The organism is Aquabacterium parvum (genome assembly GCF_001447195.1).
In the GTDB taxonomy this organism is placed as follows: Bacteria; Pseudomonadota; Gammaproteobacteria; order Burkholderiales; family Burkholderiaceae_C; genus Aquabacterium; species Aquabacterium parvum.
The window spans coordinates 1-15,792 of sequence record NZ_LFRI01000145.1 but is presented as its reverse complement, the minus strand read 5'-3'; the positions used below and the strand labels follow the sequence as shown (position 1 = coordinate 15,792).

Below are 15,792 nucleotides of genomic sequence, written 5' to 3'. Positions count from 1 at the left end.
CCCTGCTGATGGGCACACACCCTGGCCAAGCAGCTGACACCTCGCGTCCCTACAGTCGCTCTCCGGCGCGCCCCACCGTCCACCTCATTCCGAGAGCAACCATGTCCAATCAAGACCGTCGCAGTTTCCTGCGGACGCTGGGTCAGGCCGCCGGTGCCAGCGCCGCGCTCGCCAGCTTCCCGCCCGTCATCCAGCGCGCCCTGGCCATCCAGGCAGACCGCCGCACCGGCACCCTGCAAGACGTCGAGCACATCGTCGTGCTGACGCAGGAGAACCGCTCCTTCGACCACTACTTCGGCACGCTCGCCGGGGTGCGTGGCTTCGCGGATCCTTTCCCCATCCCCGTGATGGACCGCGCCGGCACCTTCTCGCGCAAGAGCGTGTTCGTGCAACCCGTCGGTGGCGCCGCCGCTGTGCCGGGCCGACCCGGTTGGGGCAGCACGCGCACCGCCATCGCGCCCTTTCACCTCAACACGAAGCAGGACTTCAGCGTCATGCGCGTGGCCGGCACACCCCACAGCTGGACGGACGCGCAAGCCGCCTGGGACGAAGGCCGCATGAACAACTGGCCGGCTGCCAAGCAGCCGCACTCGCTGGGCCACTACCAGGAAGCCGACCTGCCCTTCCAGTTCGCCCTGGCGCGCGCCTTCACGCTGTGCGACCACTACCACTGCGCCACGCAGACGGGCACCAACACCAACCGCCTGTTCCTGTGGAGCGGCGGCAACGACCCGCTGTCCGTCGCCGGAGGCCCCTCGACCGACAACAGCCGCGACTGGTTCAACGAGAACCCCGCCACCGACTACACCTGGACGACCTACCCCGAGCGCCTCCAAGCCGCCGGCATCAGCTGGCAGGTCTACCAGAACATGGCGGACAACTTCACCGACAACTCGCTGGCCGGTTTCCGCCCGTTCCGCAACGCCTGGTACCAGCGCCCCGGCTACTCGCAGGCGCTGCGCGATCGCGGCATCAGCACGCGTGACCTCGACCAGCTCAAGGCAGATGTGCTGGCCAACAAACTGCCCCAGGTGAGCTGGATCGTGGCCACGGCCGAAGGCTCCGAGCACCCTGGCCCCTCCAGCCCCGCATCGGGCGCCGACTACACGGCCCGAGTGCTCGAGGCCCTGACGGCCAACCCCGAGGTCTGGGCCAAGACCGTGCTGTTCATCAACTTCGATGAGAACGACGGCTTCTTCGACCACATGCCGCCGCCGGCCGCGCCTTCGTACCTGACGTACGACGCCGACCCGGCCAAGGCCAAGCTGGCGGGCGCTTCCACCGTGGACACCACCGGCGAGTACCACCACTTCCTCAACGGCTCGGACGCCCGCTACCACCACCGCGCCTACGGCATGGGCCCGCGCGTGCCGATGTACGTGATCTCGCCGTGGACCAAGGGCGGCTGGGTCAACTCGCAGGTGCATGACCACACCTCGGTGATCCGCTTCATCGAGTCGCGCTTTGGCGTCGAAGAGCCGCTGATCACGCCGTGGCGCCGCGCCGTCAGCGGTGACCTCACCAGTTGCTTCGACTTCGCCAACCCCGAAGACAGCGCCTTCGTGCAGGACCTGCCGGCCACCGCCGCGCTGCGCGCGCGCTCCATCCTGCTGACCAGCACCAAGACGCCCGCGACGCCCACCAGCCTGATCGCCCCGGTGCAGGCCGCTGGCGTGCGCCCGGCCCGCGCCCTGCCTTATGACCTGCAGGCACAAGCCACCGTCGGCACCACCGGCGTGACGCTTCGCTTCGAGAACACGGGCGAAGCCGGCGCGGTCTTCCACGTCTACAACCGCCTGTCGCTGCAAGAGGCCCCGCGCCGCTACACGGTCGAGGCCGGCAAGCACATCGATGGCAGCTGGGCGATGGCCGCCGGTTCGGCCTACGACCTGTGGGTGCTCGGCCCCAACGGCTGGCACCGCCACTTCGCAGGCACCCTGCCGCGCGCTGGCACCGTGCAGCCGCGCCCCGAGGTGCGCGTCGAAGCCGACCGCGTCAACCTGGAGCTGGTGCTGACGCTGAGCAACATCGGCACCAGCACCGCCACGTTCACGCTGCAGGCACTTCGCTATGGCGACGACAGCACCCGCCTGTGGGCCGTGCCCGCAGGCGCCACGCAGACCGTGCGCGTGCCAGTCGCCCCCGATCACCGCTGGTACGACCACGTGCTGCGTATCAAGGAGCTGACGGGCTTTGGCCGACGCCTGGCCGGCCACCTCGAAAACGGCGAGCCCTCGGTGAGCGACCCCGCGATGGGCGGCACCGCCGTGCTCGACCAGTTCCGCATCTGATTTTTTGAACCCTGGAGTACACATGATCAAACACGCATGCGCCCTGGCGCTCCTGTCCTTCACGCTGGGCGCGCAAGCCCAGGCTGTTCTTGGGCAGAACCTCATCGTCAACGGTGACGCCGAAGCCGGCATCACCGGCTGGACGGTCTTCGACGGCTACAGCCCCATCCAGTCGGTGGCCTACGGCAACAACTGGGTCAAGCCCACCGAGCCCGGCCCGGTGGACCGCGGCCTGGGCATGTTCACCGGCACCGGCGCGCGCGCCGCCGCTTACCAGTGGCTCGACCTGGGCGCGCTGGCCGGTCAATCGCTGAGCTATGACCTCAGCGGCTGGCTGGGTGGCTGGCTGGCCCAGGAAGACAACGCCCTGCTGTACGTGTCCTTCCTGGACGCCAGCAGCAGCGAGATCGGTCACGCAGCGATCGGCCCTGTCGGCCCCGCCGATCGTGGCAACCAGACCGGCCTGGTGCTGCGCCAGGCTTCAGGCCTGCTGCCCACGGGCACGACCAGCCTGATGTTTTCGCTGTCGATGGAACGCCTGGGGGGCGGCGACAACGACGGCTACGCCGACAACCTGTCGTTCAAGCTGACCTCTGCGGTGCCGGAAGCCTCGTCGGTGGCCAGCTTGTTGGCAGGCCTGGCTGCGTTGGGCCTGGTGGCTGGCCTGCGTCGTCGCCACGGCTGAAGCCACAGAACGACCTGCTGCCCCGGCCACCGCCGAGGGCAGCGCACCCGAGGGTGACGCGATGCGTCGCCCTTTCTTTTTTAGCCCGTTCTTGCCCGTTCTGGCCCGGCACCGCTGCGACCGCGCACCACAACGGCGCATGCAAGCAGGCACGCCGTTTGCCTTAGATCAAACTGACGGAGTAGAAGCGTTCAGTCTGGTGCACAGCAAGCCTGCTGGCATCAACAGGAAATTGCTCCCGACGACGGTGGCCCACGGGGCGGCTGTGCGTCGGGTGCCGCGAAGCCTCACAAGCTTCTCCCCTGACGCATCGGCCCCGCAGGCCACCGGAGGTTCACCCCACCCTACCGGCCAGAGGTCTGCCATGTTCAACCGGCTTCGTCAGCTTCCTTCTTTCAGCTTCTCTGTCTCCCCATCGCTGTCTGCGTCTGCATCTGCATGCAGCTCACTCGTGACGCTGCGCCCATCGCGTCGCCACCTGCATGCGCTCGCGCTGGGCGGCCTGGCCCTGCTGGCCTCGGCCCTGCACCGCCCCGCTCACGCGCAAGAAAAGCTCACCTTCCTGACCAGCTGGTACGCCCAGGCCGAGCACGGTGGCTTCTACCAGGCGGTGGCCACGGGCTTGTACAAACAAGCAGGCCTGGACGTGACCATCAAGATGGGCGGCCCGCAGGTCAACGGCATGCAGCTGCTCAGTGCAGGCCAGGCCGACCTCATCATCGGCTACGACTTCCAGGTGCTCTCAGGCGTCGAGAAGGGCCTGCCCGTGGTCACCGTGGCCGCGAGCTTCCAGAAGGACCTGCAAGGCATGCTCACGCATGGCGACGTCAAGTCGCTGGCCGATCTCAAGACCCGAACCATCCTCGTGGCCGGCAACAACCGCACCAGCTGGTGGCCGTGGCTGAAGTCGAAGTACGACTTCAAGGACGAGCAGACCCGCCCCTACACCTTCAACCTGCAGCCCTTCTTCGCCGACACCAACGTCGCGCAGCAGGCCTACCCGTCGTCCGAGCCCTTCCAGGCCATGAAGAAGGGCGTGCCGCACAAGTTCTTCCTGTTCGCCGACGACGGCTACCCGCCGTATGGCACCAGCATCGTCACCACGCAGACCCTGCTCAAGGCCAAGCCGGACGTGGTCAAGCGCTTCGTCGAGGCCTCGATGAAGGGCTGGGTCAGCTACCTGAAGAACCCCGCGTCGGGCAACGCGCTCATCAAGCAGGACAACCCGAACATGAGCGACGAGCAGATCGCCTTCGGCATCCAGCAGATGAAGGCGCTGCAAGTGCTGGGCAGCGGTGACGCCGCCACACAAGGCGTGGGCACCATGACCGAAGCACGCTGGAAGGCCACGCGCGACTACATGGTCAAGGAAGAGCTGCTCAAGGCCGACGCGCCCTGGCAGAAGGCTTTCACGCTGGACATCGTCAAGCAGATCAAGGTCATGCCTTGAACCCCGTGGAGCGCACCATGCTGGCCCCCAACCCCGCTTTCATCACACCGGTGGTCGAAGCGCTGTCGGTCTGCAAGACCTACCGCAACGGCACCCAGGCCCTGGCCCCCACCGACTTCACCTTGATGCCGGGTGAGTTCGTCTCGCTCATCGGCCCGTCTGGCTGCGGCAAGAGCACGCTGCTCAAGCTCGTGGCCGGGCTGATCGAGCCCAGCGACGGGCGCCTGCAATGGTGGCGCCAGAGCGCGCTGCTGCAAGGCGCGCAGGCCCCGGCAGGCCGGCGCCTGGCATTTGTCTTCCAGGAGGCCACGCTGATGCCCTGGTCTAGCGTGGAGGCCAATGTGCGCCTGCCGCTGGACCTGCAGAAGGTGCCCAAGGACGAAGCCGAGGTGCGCGTGGGCCAGGCCCTGGCCAAGGTGGGCCTGAGCCGTTACGCCCGCCACAAGCCACGTGAACTGTCGGGCGGCATGCAGATGCGCGTGTCGATTGCGCGGGCGCTCGTCACCGAGCCCGACCTGCTGCTGATGGACGAGCCCTTCGGCGCGCTCGACGAGATCACCCGCAACAAGCTCGACGAGGACCTGCGCCAGCTGTGGGCCGAGAAGGGCCTGTCGGTGGTGTTCGTGACGCACTCGGTTTATGAAGCAGCCTTCCTGTCCAGCCGCGTGGTGGTGATGGCCGCCAGGCCGGGTCGCGTGTTCCACGAGGTGAGCCTGGACCAGGCCATGCCGCGCGACGCTGCGTTCCGCGCCTCGCCCGACTTCGCCGCCACCTGCCGCGAGCTGTCCGACCTGCTGCTGCAAGCCAGCCTGGTCAGCGGCAGCGACCAGCTCGAGACCGCCTGAAAGGAGCGCGACCATGTCCACGTCCCTCGGTGTTTCGGTGTCGCCCCCGGCCACGTCCACCCATGCACCGGCTTCACCGCCAGATCACACACGCGCCATGACCGCAACCGAACAAGGCGGCACCGCCACGATGCGCACCGATGCCGGGCATCGCCTGGCCGCAAAGGGCGCCCGCACCCGCAAGGCCCAACCTTGGGCCCAGTCCGAGCGCTTCCTTCGCGTGGCCGTGCCCGCAGCCGTCGGCATGATGCTGCTCGTGTTGTGGGAAGGCCTGGTGCGGGCCTTCGAGGTGCCCGAGTTCCTGGTGCCCGGCCCGCTGCGCGTGGGCCAGGCCCTGCACGAGGACTTCGGCATGCTCATGGGCTCGCTGTGGACCACCCTGAGCATCACGGCAGGTGCCTTCCTGGTGGCCACCTTGGTGGGCACGCTGATCGCGTTCGCCTTCGTGCAAAGCCGCTGGGTCGAACTCAGCTTCTTCCCGTACGCGGTGTTGCTGCAGGTCACGCCCATCGCCGCCATCGCCCCGCTGATCATCATCTGGGTGAAGAACCCCACGGCCGCGCTCATCGTGTGCGCGGTGCTGATCGCGCTGTTCCCCATCATCGCCAACACGACGATGGGCCTGCGCAGCGTCTCGCCCGGTCTGGCCGCCTTCTTCCGCATGCAGGGCGCCACGCGCTGGCAGACGCTGGTGCGGCTGCAGATCCCCAGCGCGCTGCCCTACTGGTTCGCGGGGCTGCGCATCTCGTGCGGGCTGTCGCTGGTGGGCGCGGTGGTGGCCGAATTCGTGGCCGGCACGGGCGGGCAAGGCGCAGGCCTGGCCTACCAGATCCTGCAGGCGGGCTACCAGCTCAACATCCCACGCCTGTTCGCGGCGCTGGCACTCATCAGCCTGACCGGCGTGGTGCTGTTCTGGGCCATGCTGGCGCTCAGCAACTTGGTGCTCAGAAGCTGGCACGACAGCGCCCAGACGCAGGAGCGCTGAAAACCATGCGCAGCTTCCTCATCCAGGGCGCCGAGGCCCTGCACACCGGCGACGCGGTCGATGCCGTTCGCACCGCCGCACAAGGCACCGACGTGCGCGTGCGCGATGGCGTGATCACCGACATCGGCCAACTCACGCCAGAGCCTGGCGAGACCGTGGTCGATGCGCGCCACGCGGTGCTCTACCCGGGCTGGGTCAACACCCATCACCACCTTTTTCAGACGGTGCTCAAGAACGTGGGCGCCGGCCAGGGCGTGCCGCTCATGCCCTGGCTCGAAGCCGTGCCTTATCGCTACGGCCCCTTCATCGACGAAGAAGCGCTGACGGTGGCGGCCACCCTGGGGATCGCGGAGCTGCTGCTGTCGGGCTGCACCACCGTGGCCGACCACCACTACCTGTTCGGCCAGGGCGTGGACCACGACCCGGCAGCGGTGCTGTTCGGTGCGGCCGAGTCGCTGGGCGCGCGCTTCGTGCTGCTGCGCGGCGGGGCCACGCGCACGCGCAACTTCGCCACAGACGAGCCCCCACCGATGCCGCACGAGTCGCTCGACGAGATGCTGCGCTCGCTGCAAGACACCGCAACGCGCTTTCACCAAGGCGGTGGCGACGCGATGCGCAAGGTGGTGGTGGCGCCGACCACGCCGTTTTATTCGACCACGCCCGACGAGCTGCGCGAACTCGCCCGCGCCGCTCGCCAATGGGGCCTGGGCCTGCACTCGCACCTGTCTGAAACGCAGGACTACGTGCGCTTCGCCGCCGAGAAATGGGGCATGCGCCCCGTGCACTGGTGCGCCGAGCAGGAATGGATCGGACCCGACGTGTCCTACGCCCACATGGTGCACCTCGACGCCAGCGAGGTCGCGCTGTGCGGCGAAACGCGCACCGCCATCGCCCACTGCCCGCAGAGCAACGGCCGGCTGGGCAGCGGCGTGGCGCCGGTGCAGGCGCTGCACGAGGCTGGCGCCGTGATTTCAATGGGGGTCGATGGCGCCGCCTCCAACGAAGCCGCCGACATGGTCAGCGAGCTGCACGCCGCCTGGCTCATCCACCGCGCCGCCAAGGGCGCCCACGCCCAACCCGCCGAGCAGCTGATCCACTGGGCCACCGATGGCGGCGCGCGCGCACTGGGCCTGACGCAGGTGGGGCGCATCGCCGTGGGGCTGCAGGCCGACCTGGCGCTCTACGACCTGAACCAGCCGCGCTATGCCGGTCACCACGAGCTGGCCACGGCCCCCGTCACCGCGGGCGGCGGCGCGCACCTGCGCCGGGTCTGGGTGGCCGGCCGCGAGGTGGTGCGCGACGGCGCCATCCCCGGCTTCGACATGCCGAGGTGGCTGGCGCGCGCCCGCCGCGTGGTGCAGCGCCTGCAGCAACGCGCGGGGGTCATCGCATGAGCCGCCGCACGACAACCCAGGTGGGGGCCTCGCCGTGGCGATCAGCCCGGCATCCCACCGGTCACCTGCGGCTCATGCCCCCGTCCTTTTCTCCCTTGAGCGTAGAAGCGGTCAGCCACCTCAGCCTGCCCCCTGCAGGCGAGCGGTCGGGCATTGCGCTCGTTTTCAACCCCCGATGAAGCGAAAGCGAGACCTGCCATGCTGACCACCCGACAACCCGTTCTGCGCAACTTCTGGTACGCCGTCATGCCCCTGTCGATGCTGAAGGACGGCCCCCAGCCCTTCACGCTGCTGGGCGAGAAGATCGTGCTCTTCCTCGATGAAAACGGCGAGCCCGCCGCCCTCCAGGACCGCTGCTGCCACCGCACCGCCCAGCTCAGCAAGGGCTGGTGCGAGGGCGGCAAGGTGGTGTGCGGCTACCACGGCTGGACGTATGACCGCAGCGGCGCGGTGGTGCGCATCCCGCAGTACGAGGCCGACCGCGCCATCCCTTGCCAGTTCAAGACCACAGCCTACCGCTGCACGGGCCGCTACGGCTACGCCTGGGTCTGCCTGGGCGAGCCCATCGACGACATCCCCGCCATCCCCGAGTTCGACGCCCCAGGGTTTCGCACCATCTTCCAGTTCTACGAAACCTGGGCCACCAGCGGCCTGCGCTTCATGGAGAACTCCTTCGACAACTCGCACTTCAGCTTCGTGCACCGCAACACCTTCGGCGTGGCGGCCTCACCCAAGCCCAGCAGCTACCGCATCGAAGAAACGGCCAGCGGCTTCTACGCCGAGACGGTCATCGACGCCGTCAACCCGCCGCACCTGCAATGCGTCAGCGGCGTGAAGGAGCCGATCACCACGCGCCACATGCGCAACGAGTGGTACCGCCCCTTCGCGCGCCGACTCGACATCGAGTACCCCAGCGGCATCCGCCACATCATCATCAACAGCCTGGCGCCGATCGACGACGGCCACATCCAGGTGGCGCAATGGCTGTTCCGCAACGACACCGAGGCGGACTGCCCGGCGCAGACGCTGATCGATTTCGACTTCGAGATCACGCGCGAGGACAAGGTGATCATCGAGTCCACCGACCCCAACGCCATGGTCGACGCCAGCCGCCATGGCGTGGAGTACTCGATGCCATCGGACAAGCCGGGCATGATCATGCGCAAGCAGCTGCTGGCGCTGCTGCGTGAGCATGGCGAGGAAGAGGTGTTCAGGGCGTGAGCCCGGCCAGCCAGTCTCGCAGCACGGCGTTCGAGGCGCGCTCCAGCCCTGGCCCGAGCGCTTGCGCCTGCTCACGCAAGGCCCGCACGTCAATACCCGCCGACGCCAGCTCACCCGCGTGCCCGATCAACCATCGCTCGAAGCGACGGGCATCGGCCTCCGGGTGGCATTGCAAGCCCAGCACGTTGGGGCCCAGGCTGAAAGCCTGGCGCTCGTACACATCGGTGGATGCGAGCAGCTCGCAGCCATCGGGCAAGTCAAAGGTGTCGCCATGCCAATGCAGCACGGGCACGCCCTCGAGGGCCGCCAGCGGCGAAGCCTGGCCAGCCTGCGTGAGTCGCAGCGGCCCCCAGCCAATCTCTTTGCGCCCACCCGGGTAGACGCGAGCACCCAGGGCAGCGGCCATCAGCTGCGCGCCCAGGCAGATGCCCAGCGTGGGGCGCCTGGCCCTCAAGCGCTCGCGCAGGGCCTCGACCTCGTCCACCACAAAAGGGTAGGCCTCGGTCTCGTAAACGCCGATGGGCCCGCCCAGCACCACCAGGCACTCGGCCTGGTGGATCGCTGAGCTCACGTCGTCCACCCCGGCCTGCAGCACGTCGATGGCATGGCCTCGCTGACGCAGCACGGGCTCGAAGGAGCCCAGGTCCTCAAAAGCCAGGTGCTGGACGACGGTGACGGTGGCTGAACTGGCGAGCATGGGCACTCCGAAAGCAAATGACGCGGCAAAGCAAGAGGTCGCCCCGGGATGATGCCAGCCGCCCCGGGGCTGGTTGTCATCGCAGGGCCACGCGCGGGAAATCGACCGGGATGTCCAGGGCCACGTTGACGTAGTTGGTGAACAGGTTCAGCGCCACGTGAGCCAGGATCTCGACCACCTGCTCGTCCTTGAAACCGACCTCATGCAGGTTGGCCACGTCGGCATCGCCGACCTGGGCGCGCTGCTCGACCACCTTCAACGCAAAGGCCAGGGCGGCAGCGGTTTGGGGGTCGGCTGACTGGCCCACCTGCGCCGCAGCCATCTCGGCGGCCGAGGCGCCGGCCTTCTGCCCCAGCACGGTGTGCGCGGCCAGGCAGTACTCGCAGCGGTTGCGGTTGGCAATCGCCACGGCGATCTGCTCGCCCAGCTTGGCGCCGATCGTGCCCTGGCCCAGCGCGCCAAATGCAGCCCACATGCTCTGCAGGGCCGCCGGCGAATTGGCCACGGCCTTGAACATGTTGGGGGTGGCGCCGAAGGCCTGCTGGACCTGGGCGAGCAAGGGCTGGCTGGCGGCGGGAGCGAGTTGGGTGTTGATGTTGGCGCGGGGCATGGTGATCTCCTTGGGAGGTTTCGGGTTGAGGTGATGACAGCGAGGGAAAGGGGTCTGGTATCGCGTTGCCGCGTGAATCAGCGATTGACCTTGCCAGGCAGGGACAGGTCGCCAGAAGCGACCTTGAAAACGTGGGTGACGCACAGCAGCGGGTTGTGCACGCTGGCGCTGACGCGCAGCGCGGCGGTCACGCCATCGAAGGCACCGGCTTCGACCACGCCGATGTCATCGAAAGGCACGCGCACCTCGACAGACTCGTTCTTGAAGGTCGGCGACCAGCCCGGGCTGTCGATCAGGATGGGCAGGCCGGGCCAGGTCTTGGGCAGGCGGGGCTTGGCGCCTTCGGGGATGTCGACCACCTTCAGGGCGCCCTTGCCACAGGCGTCGTCGGGTTGCAGCACAACCCAGTGCGAGTGCCAGACGTTGCCGTCGTTGCCGGTGTTGCCGTCGCCGTTTTCGTCGAACAGCGGCGTGTCGTCGAAGTCGGGGTGGGAGGTCACCGCGAAGGCCAGGATGCCGGCCTTGGGCTCGAAGCCGACGGCGGACGGGTCGATGCTGGTCGGCCAGACGTAAGAAAACACCGAGCTGCCCGCCAGCTTGCCGGACCGGGTCGGGCGGGTGGCACCTGCCTTGCCCGAGACGGCCATGTGAAAGACGGCGACCTTGCCGTCGGTGCTGATGCGGGTGTGGACCACGTCGAAGGGAGCCTTGACGGCCTTCTTGCCTTCGGTGGCGATGCCGCCGCGGTGGCCCGTGCCGTGGGCCACCGCACTGCCCGAGGTGCCACCGATCAGACCGGCGAGCAGCACGGCGCTCAACAGGGTGGGCTTCAACATTTGCATGGTTTCCTCTGTGTGTGGAGTGGGTGTGAGGGCAGTGTCACGGGCCAGAACGAATTCGTTGATACATTCCGTACGCAAGACATACCAGTTCGTACAGACACCGCATGCAAGCCGCCGCCCCCATCGACCGCCTCTCGGGCATCCTCGAACGCTTTCGGGTGCAGGCGCAGCTGCATCACACCGGCGCGCTGTGCGGGCTCAGCCACTTCGACGCCTGCGACGGGCACGGCTACCTGCACGTGCTGCGGCGGGGCACGCTGGAGGTGCGGCACCCGGGCTCGCGCGAGGTGCCCGAATCCCTGCGCTTGAACGAACCCACGCTGCTGCTCTACCCCCGCCCCTTCACCCACCGCTTCCACAACCCGCCGGTGGATGGCTCGGACTTCACCTGCGCCCGGCTGGCCTTCGACGGCGGCGCAGACAACCCGCTGGCGCGCGCCTTGCCACCACTGATCGCCCTGCCCCTGGCGCAGGTGCAGGGCCTGGACGCGGCACTGGGGCTGTTGTTTGCCGAAACCGACCGCGTGCGCTGCGGCCAGCGCCTGCTGGCGGACCGGCTCTTCGAGGTGGTGGTGCTCCAGCTGCTGCGCTGGCTGCTGGACCACCCACAGGAAGCGGGCATCCGACCGGGTCTGATCACCGGGCTGTCGGACCCGCGGCTGGCACGCACCCTGGTTGCCGTGCACGACACCCCGGGTGAGGCCTGGACCCTGGAGCGCATGGCCGAGTGTGCCGGCATGTCGCGCACCACGTTCGCCAACGCCTTCCGTGACGTGGTGGGGCAGACCCCGGCCGACTACCTGGTCGATTGGCGCATGGCCCTGGCCCAGAGCCGGCTGCGCGAAGGCCGACCGATCAAGGCCCTGGCCGAAGAGCTCGGTTACGCCAACCCGTCGGCGCTGTCTCGGGCCTTCAGCGCCCGCACCGGCATGTCACCGCGCGATTGGCTCAGGAACAGAGCCCAGCAAGACAGCGCGGGGGCCTGAGCCTCAGCGGCCCGTGCGCTCGAACGTCGAGACCGCGCGCATCAGCTCGTCGGCCTGCCCCTTGAGGCTGCTCGACGCCGCCGCCATCTCTTCGACCAGCGCGGCGTTCTGCTGGGTGGCGCGGTCCATGTCGCCAACCGCCGTGCCGACCTGGCCCACGCCATCGGCCTGCTCGCTGCTGGCCACGCTGATCTCGCCCACGATCTGGGTCACGCGCTGGATGCAGTCGACCATGTCGGCCATGGTGCGGCCGAGCGACTCGCCAGGCTGCGCACCTCGGAGGCCACCACCGCGAAGCCACGGCCCTGCTCACCGGCACGCGCCGCCTCCACCGCCGCGTTCAGCGCCAGGATGTTGGTCTGGAAGGCGATGCCGTCGATGGTGCCGATGATGTCGCCGATGCGACGCGAGGCCTCGTGGATCTCGCGCATGGTGTTGACCACCTGCCCCATGACATCGCCCCCCTGCCTGGCCACGTTGGACGCGTTGAGGGCCAGTTCATTGGCCGTGCGGGCGTTGTCTGCGTTTTGCTTGACAGTCTGGCTGAGCTCGTCCATCGAGGCAGCGGTCTGCTGCAAGGCGCTGGCCTGCTGCTCGGTGCGGGACGACAGGTCCATGTTGCCCTGTGCGATCTCGGTGCTGGCGGTGGAGACGCCATCGGCGTTGCGACGCACCACGTTGAAGACCTGGGCAATCTTGCCCATGAACTCGTTGAACCCGCGCCCGATGGTGGCCAGTTCGTCGTTGCCTTCGACGCTCAAGCGCACCTCCAGGTCGGCATCGGCCCCCGCCAGGCCCTCCATGGTCCGAGTCAAGGCATGCAGGGGCCTCATGACGCGGAGCACCAGCCAGACCATGGCCACGCTCGCGGCCGCACAGGCCACCAGGGCAGCCAACACGGCGCTCCACAGGGCCTGCTCGTCGGCCTGGTCCCGGGACATGCCGGAAGTTTGCAGTCCCATCACCGTGCTGGTGGCTGCCACGCACAGCACACACAGCGCCGTGGCGGCGATGGCCAGTTTGGCGGTCAGGGACAGGCTTTGCGGCAAGCGCCGTGAGGTCAGGGTGTTCATGAACGGTCCTTCATTGATCACTGGCGAGAGGGAACACATGCCCAGGCCAGACCCTTGCTGTCGGCCGATTGCCCGAGGGCTGAAGCGCCAAATCGATCACGCACCAAAGGGTGGCGGCCGCACCCGGCTGGTGCCATCCAAACCAGGTGGACTGCACAAGCGCCGAACAGGCGCGGGTGACAATGCCAAGCGCGAGCTGGCTTGAACAGCTCAACGGCCGACCCCGCGTCGGCCCCTCGACGCAGACGAGAGACGGGAGACGGCACATGGCTGGGGAGAACGGTGGCAGCGACCTGCTGCAGGTGGTGATGCTGCTGAGCGCAGCGGTGGTGGCGGTGCCGCTGTTCAAGCGCTTGGGGCTGGGCTCGGTGCTCGGCTACCTGGCCGCGGGCCTGGCCATCGGGCCCTTCGGCCTGGCCTGGTTCACCGACCCGCACACCATCTTGCACACGGCCGAGCTCGGCGTGGTGATGTTCCTCTTCCTCATCGGCCTGGAGATGCGCCCCTCGCACCTGTGGGGCCTGAGGCGCGCCATCTTCGGCCTGGGCAGCTTGCAGGTGTTGGTCTGCGGCGCGCTGATGACGCTGGTGGGCACGGGCTTCGGCTTTTCCTGGCAGGTCTCGCTGATCAGCGCCATGGGCTTCGTGCTCACATCGACCGCCATCGTCATGCAGCTGCTGGGCGAGCGCGGTGACGTGGCCGCGCCGCGTGGCCAGAAGATCGTCGCCATCTTGCTGTTCGAGGACCTGCTGATCGTGCCCTTGCTGGCGCTGGTGGCCTTCCTGGCGCCGACCTCCGCTTCCGATGCCGCAGCAGGTGGCACGAACTGGCGCGCCATCGGCCTGGCCCTGGGCTCGGTGGGCGTGCTGGTGGCCGCCGGCCTGTGGCTGCTCAACCCGATGTTCCAGGTGCTGGCGCGCTCCAAGGCGCGCGAGGTGATGACGGCCGCGGCGCTGCTGGTGGTGCTTGGCGCGGCCCTCTTGATGCAGCTTGGTGGCCTGTCGATGGCCATGGGCGCCTTCCTGGCCGGTGTGCTGCTGTCGGAATCGACCTTTCGCCACCAGCTCGAGGCGGATGTCGAGCCCTTCCGTGGCCTGCTGCTGGGCCTGTTCTTCCTGGGCGTGGGCATGTCGCTCGACCTGGCCGTGGTGGCCGCCAACTGGCCCTTGATCGTCGCGGGCGTGCTGTCCCTGATGGGCACCAAGGCGCTGTGCATCTACCTCGTGGCACGGCTGGCCAGGAGCTCCCATGCCGACGCGCTCGACCGCGCGGTGCTGATGGCCCAAGGCGGCGAATTCGCCTTCGTGCTGTTCGCCGCCGCGATGGCCGCGAAGGTGATCGACCCCATCGTCAACGCCAACATGACGGCCATCGTCGTGCTGTCGATGGCGCTGACGCCCCTGACGGTGCTGCTGCACAAGCGCCTGGCCCGCGCCGACGCCGTGTCGATGGATGGGGTGGAAGCGGTCAGCGAGCACACGGCCAACGTGCTCATCATCGGCTTCGGTCGCGTCGGCCAGATCGCCAGCCAGGGCGTGCTGGCGCGCGGCGCCTCGCTGACCATCATCGACCACGACACCCAGGTCATCCGCGACACGGCCGCGTACGGCTTCAAGGTTTACTACGGTGACGGCAGCCGGCCCGAGGTGCTGCACGCCGCCGGTGCCCACCAAGCCTGCGCGGTGCTGGTTTGCGTCGACGACAAGGCTGCGGCCACGCGCATCGCCGAGAGCGCCCGGCACGTGTGCCCGCAAGCGCAGGTCATCATCCGCGCCTACGACCGCGAACACGCGGTGGAGCTGGCCAAGGCCGGCGCCGACGTCTACGTGCGCGAGACCTTCGAATCGGCCATGGTGCTGGGTCGGGAAGCCGTGCTGGCCACCGGCGCCAGCGCGGAAGAAGCCGACGAGGTCATGGACCGCGTGCGCCGCCGCGACACCGAGCGCTTCGAGCTCGAAGTGGCCGGCGGCCTGTTCGCCGGGCGGGCGCTGGTGCTGGGCAACGTGGCCAAACGCCAGCACCAGATCGAAGCCAGCGCGGCGGCCAGCAACGCCGGCTGAGGCGCGACATAACGCACTTGAAATCACCCCATGCGCACCTTGCTCATCGTCTACCACTCGCACACCGGCGGCACACTTCAAATGGCCGAGGCCGCCGCAGAGGGCGCGCGCCAGGAAGGCGGCGTTCACGTGCGCCTGCTGCACGCCTCGCAAGCGGGGCCCGATGACGTGCTGCAGGCCGATGGCTACGTCTTTGCCACACCCGAGACCCTGGCGGCCATCAGTGGCCAGCTCAAAGATTTTTTCGACCGCTGCTATTACCCGGCGCTCGATCGCCTCAACGGCCGGCCCTTTGCCAGCCTGATCTGCGCCGGCAGCGACGGCCACAACGCAGCATGCCAGATCGATCGCATTGCCACTGGCTGGCGGCTCAAGGCCGTGGCCGAGCCGCTGATCGTGTGCACGCATGCACAAAGCACCGAGGCCATCCTCGCGCCCAAGCAGATCGGCGAGGACGAGTTGATGGCGTGCAAGGCGCTGGGGGAATCGATGGCGGCGGGGCTCGCGCTCGGTGTGTTCTAGGGGCTGTTAACACTAATTGCAACGCTGGGCATCATGCTGGACACTGCCCGACATGGAGATCACACCCAAGCAATTCGCGCGCATCGAGCATTGCCTTCCACTGCAGCGAGGCAACGTGAGCCTGTCCAATC

General features: G+C 68.2%; 13 protein-coding genes and 1 pseudogene. 10 read left to right on the top strand and 4 right to left on the bottom strand.

What is annotated here, in order from left to right; genetic code table 11:
* The first annotated feature begins 101 nt into the window (after nucleotides 1-101).
* From ABG80_RS05480 to ABG80_RS05450, 7 genes are all read left to right on the top strand, one after another.
* Nucleotides 102-2,291 carry a phosphocholine-specific phospholipase C gene (locus ABG80_RS05480; protein WP_058086752.1) on the top strand — a complete coding sequence of 730 codons (2,190 nt, stop codon included), beginning with the start codon at nucleotides 102-104 and terminating at the stop codon, nucleotides 2,289-2,291.
* Between the two features lie 22 nt (nucleotides 2,292-2,313).
* Nucleotides 2,314-2,976 carry a hypothetical protein gene (locus ABG80_RS05475; RefSeq protein WP_058086751.1) on the top strand — a complete coding sequence of 221 codons (663 nt, stop codon included), beginning with the start codon at nucleotides 2,314-2,316 and terminating at the stop codon, nucleotides 2,974-2,976.
* A gap of 451 nt (nucleotides 2,977-3,427) precedes the next feature.
* Nucleotides 3,428-4,426 carry an ABC transporter substrate-binding protein gene (locus ABG80_RS05470; protein WP_235513751.1) on the top strand — a complete coding sequence of 333 codons (999 nt, stop codon included), beginning with the start codon at nucleotides 3,428-3,430 and terminating at the stop codon, nucleotides 4,424-4,426.
* Nucleotides 4,427-4,443: 17 nt separating this feature from the next.
* Entirely contained in the window at nucleotides 4,444-5,271 is an 828-nt protein-coding gene (locus ABG80_RS05465) for an ABC transporter ATP-binding protein (protein WP_083505847.1), read from the top strand.
* A 130-nt stretch (nucleotides 5,272-5,401) separates the two neighbouring features.
* Nucleotides 5,402-6,256: an ABC transporter permease gene (locus ABG80_RS05460; RefSeq protein WP_083505846.1), complete on the top strand. Its 855-nt coding sequence runs from the start codon at nucleotides 5,402-5,404 to the stop codon at nucleotides 6,254-6,256.
* Nucleotides 6,257-6,261: 5 nt separating this feature from the next.
* Nucleotides 6,262-7,650, top strand: a complete 1,389-nt coding sequence (locus ABG80_RS05455) for an amidohydrolase family protein (protein WP_058086749.1) — start codon at nucleotides 6,262-6,264, stop codon at nucleotides 7,648-7,650.
* 198 nt (nucleotides 7,651-7,848) lie between these two features.
* The gene (locus tag ABG80_RS05450; RefSeq protein ID WP_058086748.1) at nucleotides 7,849-8,871 is read left to right on the top strand and encodes an aromatic ring-hydroxylating dioxygenase subunit alpha; all 1,023 of its coding nucleotides are present in this window, start codon (nucleotides 7,849-7,851) and stop codon (nucleotides 8,869-8,871) included.
* Here ABG80_RS05450 and ABG80_RS05445 read toward each other — a convergent pair.
* The 3 genes from ABG80_RS05445 to ABG80_RS05435 form a co-directional block, all read right to left on the bottom strand.
* Nucleotides 8,861-9,568, bottom strand: coding sequence for a glutamine amidotransferase (locus ABG80_RS05445; RefSeq protein WP_058086747.1), 708 nt, complete (start codon nucleotides 9,566-9,568; stop codon nucleotides 8,861-8,863). The genes ABG80_RS05450 and ABG80_RS05445 overlap by 11 nt on opposite strands.
* A gap of 76 nt (nucleotides 9,569-9,644) precedes the next feature.
* A complete protein-coding gene (locus tag ABG80_RS05440; RefSeq protein WP_058086746.1) occupies nucleotides 9,645-10,178 on the bottom strand; it encodes a carboxymuconolactone decarboxylase family protein in 534 nt (177 codons plus the stop codon).
* 77 nt (nucleotides 10,179-10,255) lie between these two features.
* Nucleotides 10,256-11,020, bottom strand: a complete 765-nt coding sequence (locus ABG80_RS05435) for a hypothetical protein (RefSeq protein ID WP_235513750.1) — start codon at nucleotides 11,018-11,020, stop codon at nucleotides 10,256-10,258.
* 104 nt (nucleotides 11,021-11,124) lie between these two features.
* Between ABG80_RS05435 and ABG80_RS05430 the strand changes: the two genes are divergently transcribed.
* The gene (locus ABG80_RS05430) at nucleotides 11,125-12,006 is read left to right on the top strand and encodes an AraC family transcriptional regulator (RefSeq protein ID WP_058086744.1); all 882 of its coding nucleotides are present in this window, start codon (nucleotides 11,125-11,127) and stop codon (nucleotides 12,004-12,006) included.
* A gap of 3 nt (nucleotides 12,007-12,009) precedes the next feature.
* On the opposite strand, the pseudogene ABG80_RS05420 reads toward ABG80_RS05430, so the two are convergent.
* Nucleotides 12,010-12,797, bottom strand: a pseudogene (locus tag ABG80_RS05420) (methyl-accepting chemotaxis protein); the annotation flags it as partial.
* Between the two features lie 548 nt (nucleotides 12,798-13,345).
* Here ABG80_RS05420 and ABG80_RS05415 point away from each other — a divergent pair.
* Nucleotides 13,346-15,139, top strand: a complete 1,794-nt coding sequence (locus tag ABG80_RS05415; protein ID WP_058086741.1) for a monovalent cation:proton antiporter-2 (CPA2) family protein — start codon at nucleotides 13,346-13,348, stop codon at nucleotides 15,137-15,139.
* 30 nt (nucleotides 15,140-15,169) lie between these two features.
* Nucleotides 15,170-15,661: a flavodoxin family protein gene (locus ABG80_RS05410; protein ID WP_058086740.1), complete on the top strand. Its 492-nt coding sequence runs from the start codon at nucleotides 15,170-15,172 to the stop codon at nucleotides 15,659-15,661.
* Nucleotides 15,662-15,792: the final 131 nt, after the last annotated feature.

Coding starts and splice junctions, on each gene's coding strand:
- ABG80_RS05465 (WP_083505847.1), top strand. CDS start 4,444: ATGCTGGCCCCCAACCCCGCTTTCATCACACCGGTGGTCGAAGCGCTG.
- ABG80_RS05445 (WP_058086747.1), bottom strand. CDS start 9,568: ATGCTCGCCAGTTCAGCCACCGTCACCGTCGTCCAGCACCTGGCTTTT.
- ABG80_RS05435 (WP_235513750.1), bottom strand. CDS start 11,020: ATGCAAATGTTGAAGCCCACCCTGTTGAGCGCCGTGCTGCTCGCCGGT.
- ABG80_RS05480 (WP_058086752.1), top strand. CDS start 102: ATGTCCAATCAAGACCGTCGCAGTTTCCTGCGGACGCTGGGTCAGGCC.
- ABG80_RS05450 (WP_058086748.1), top strand. CDS start 7,849: ATGCTGACCACCCGACAACCCGTTCTGCGCAACTTCTGGTACGCCGTC.
- ABG80_RS05440 (WP_058086746.1), bottom strand. CDS start 10,178: ATGCCCCGCGCCAACATCAACACCCAACTCGCTCCCGCCGCCAGCCAG.
- ABG80_RS05475 (WP_058086751.1), top strand. CDS start 2,314: ATGATCAAACACGCATGCGCCCTGGCGCTCCTGTCCTTCACGCTGGGC.
- ABG80_RS05430 (WP_058086744.1), top strand. CDS start 11,125: ATGCAAGCCGCCGCCCCCATCGACCGCCTCTCGGGCATCCTCGAACGC.
- ABG80_RS05455 (WP_058086749.1), top strand. CDS start 6,262: ATGCGCAGCTTCCTCATCCAGGGCGCCGAGGCCCTGCACACCGGCGAC.
- ABG80_RS05460 (WP_083505846.1), top strand. CDS start 5,402: ATGCGCACCGATGCCGGGCATCGCCTGGCCGCAAAGGGCGCCCGCACC.
- ABG80_RS05415 (WP_058086741.1), top strand. CDS start 13,346: ATGGCTGGGGAGAACGGTGGCAGCGACCTGCTGCAGGTGGTGATGCTG.
- ABG80_RS05410 (WP_058086740.1), top strand. CDS start 15,170: ATGCGCACCTTGCTCATCGTCTACCACTCGCACACCGGCGGCACACTT.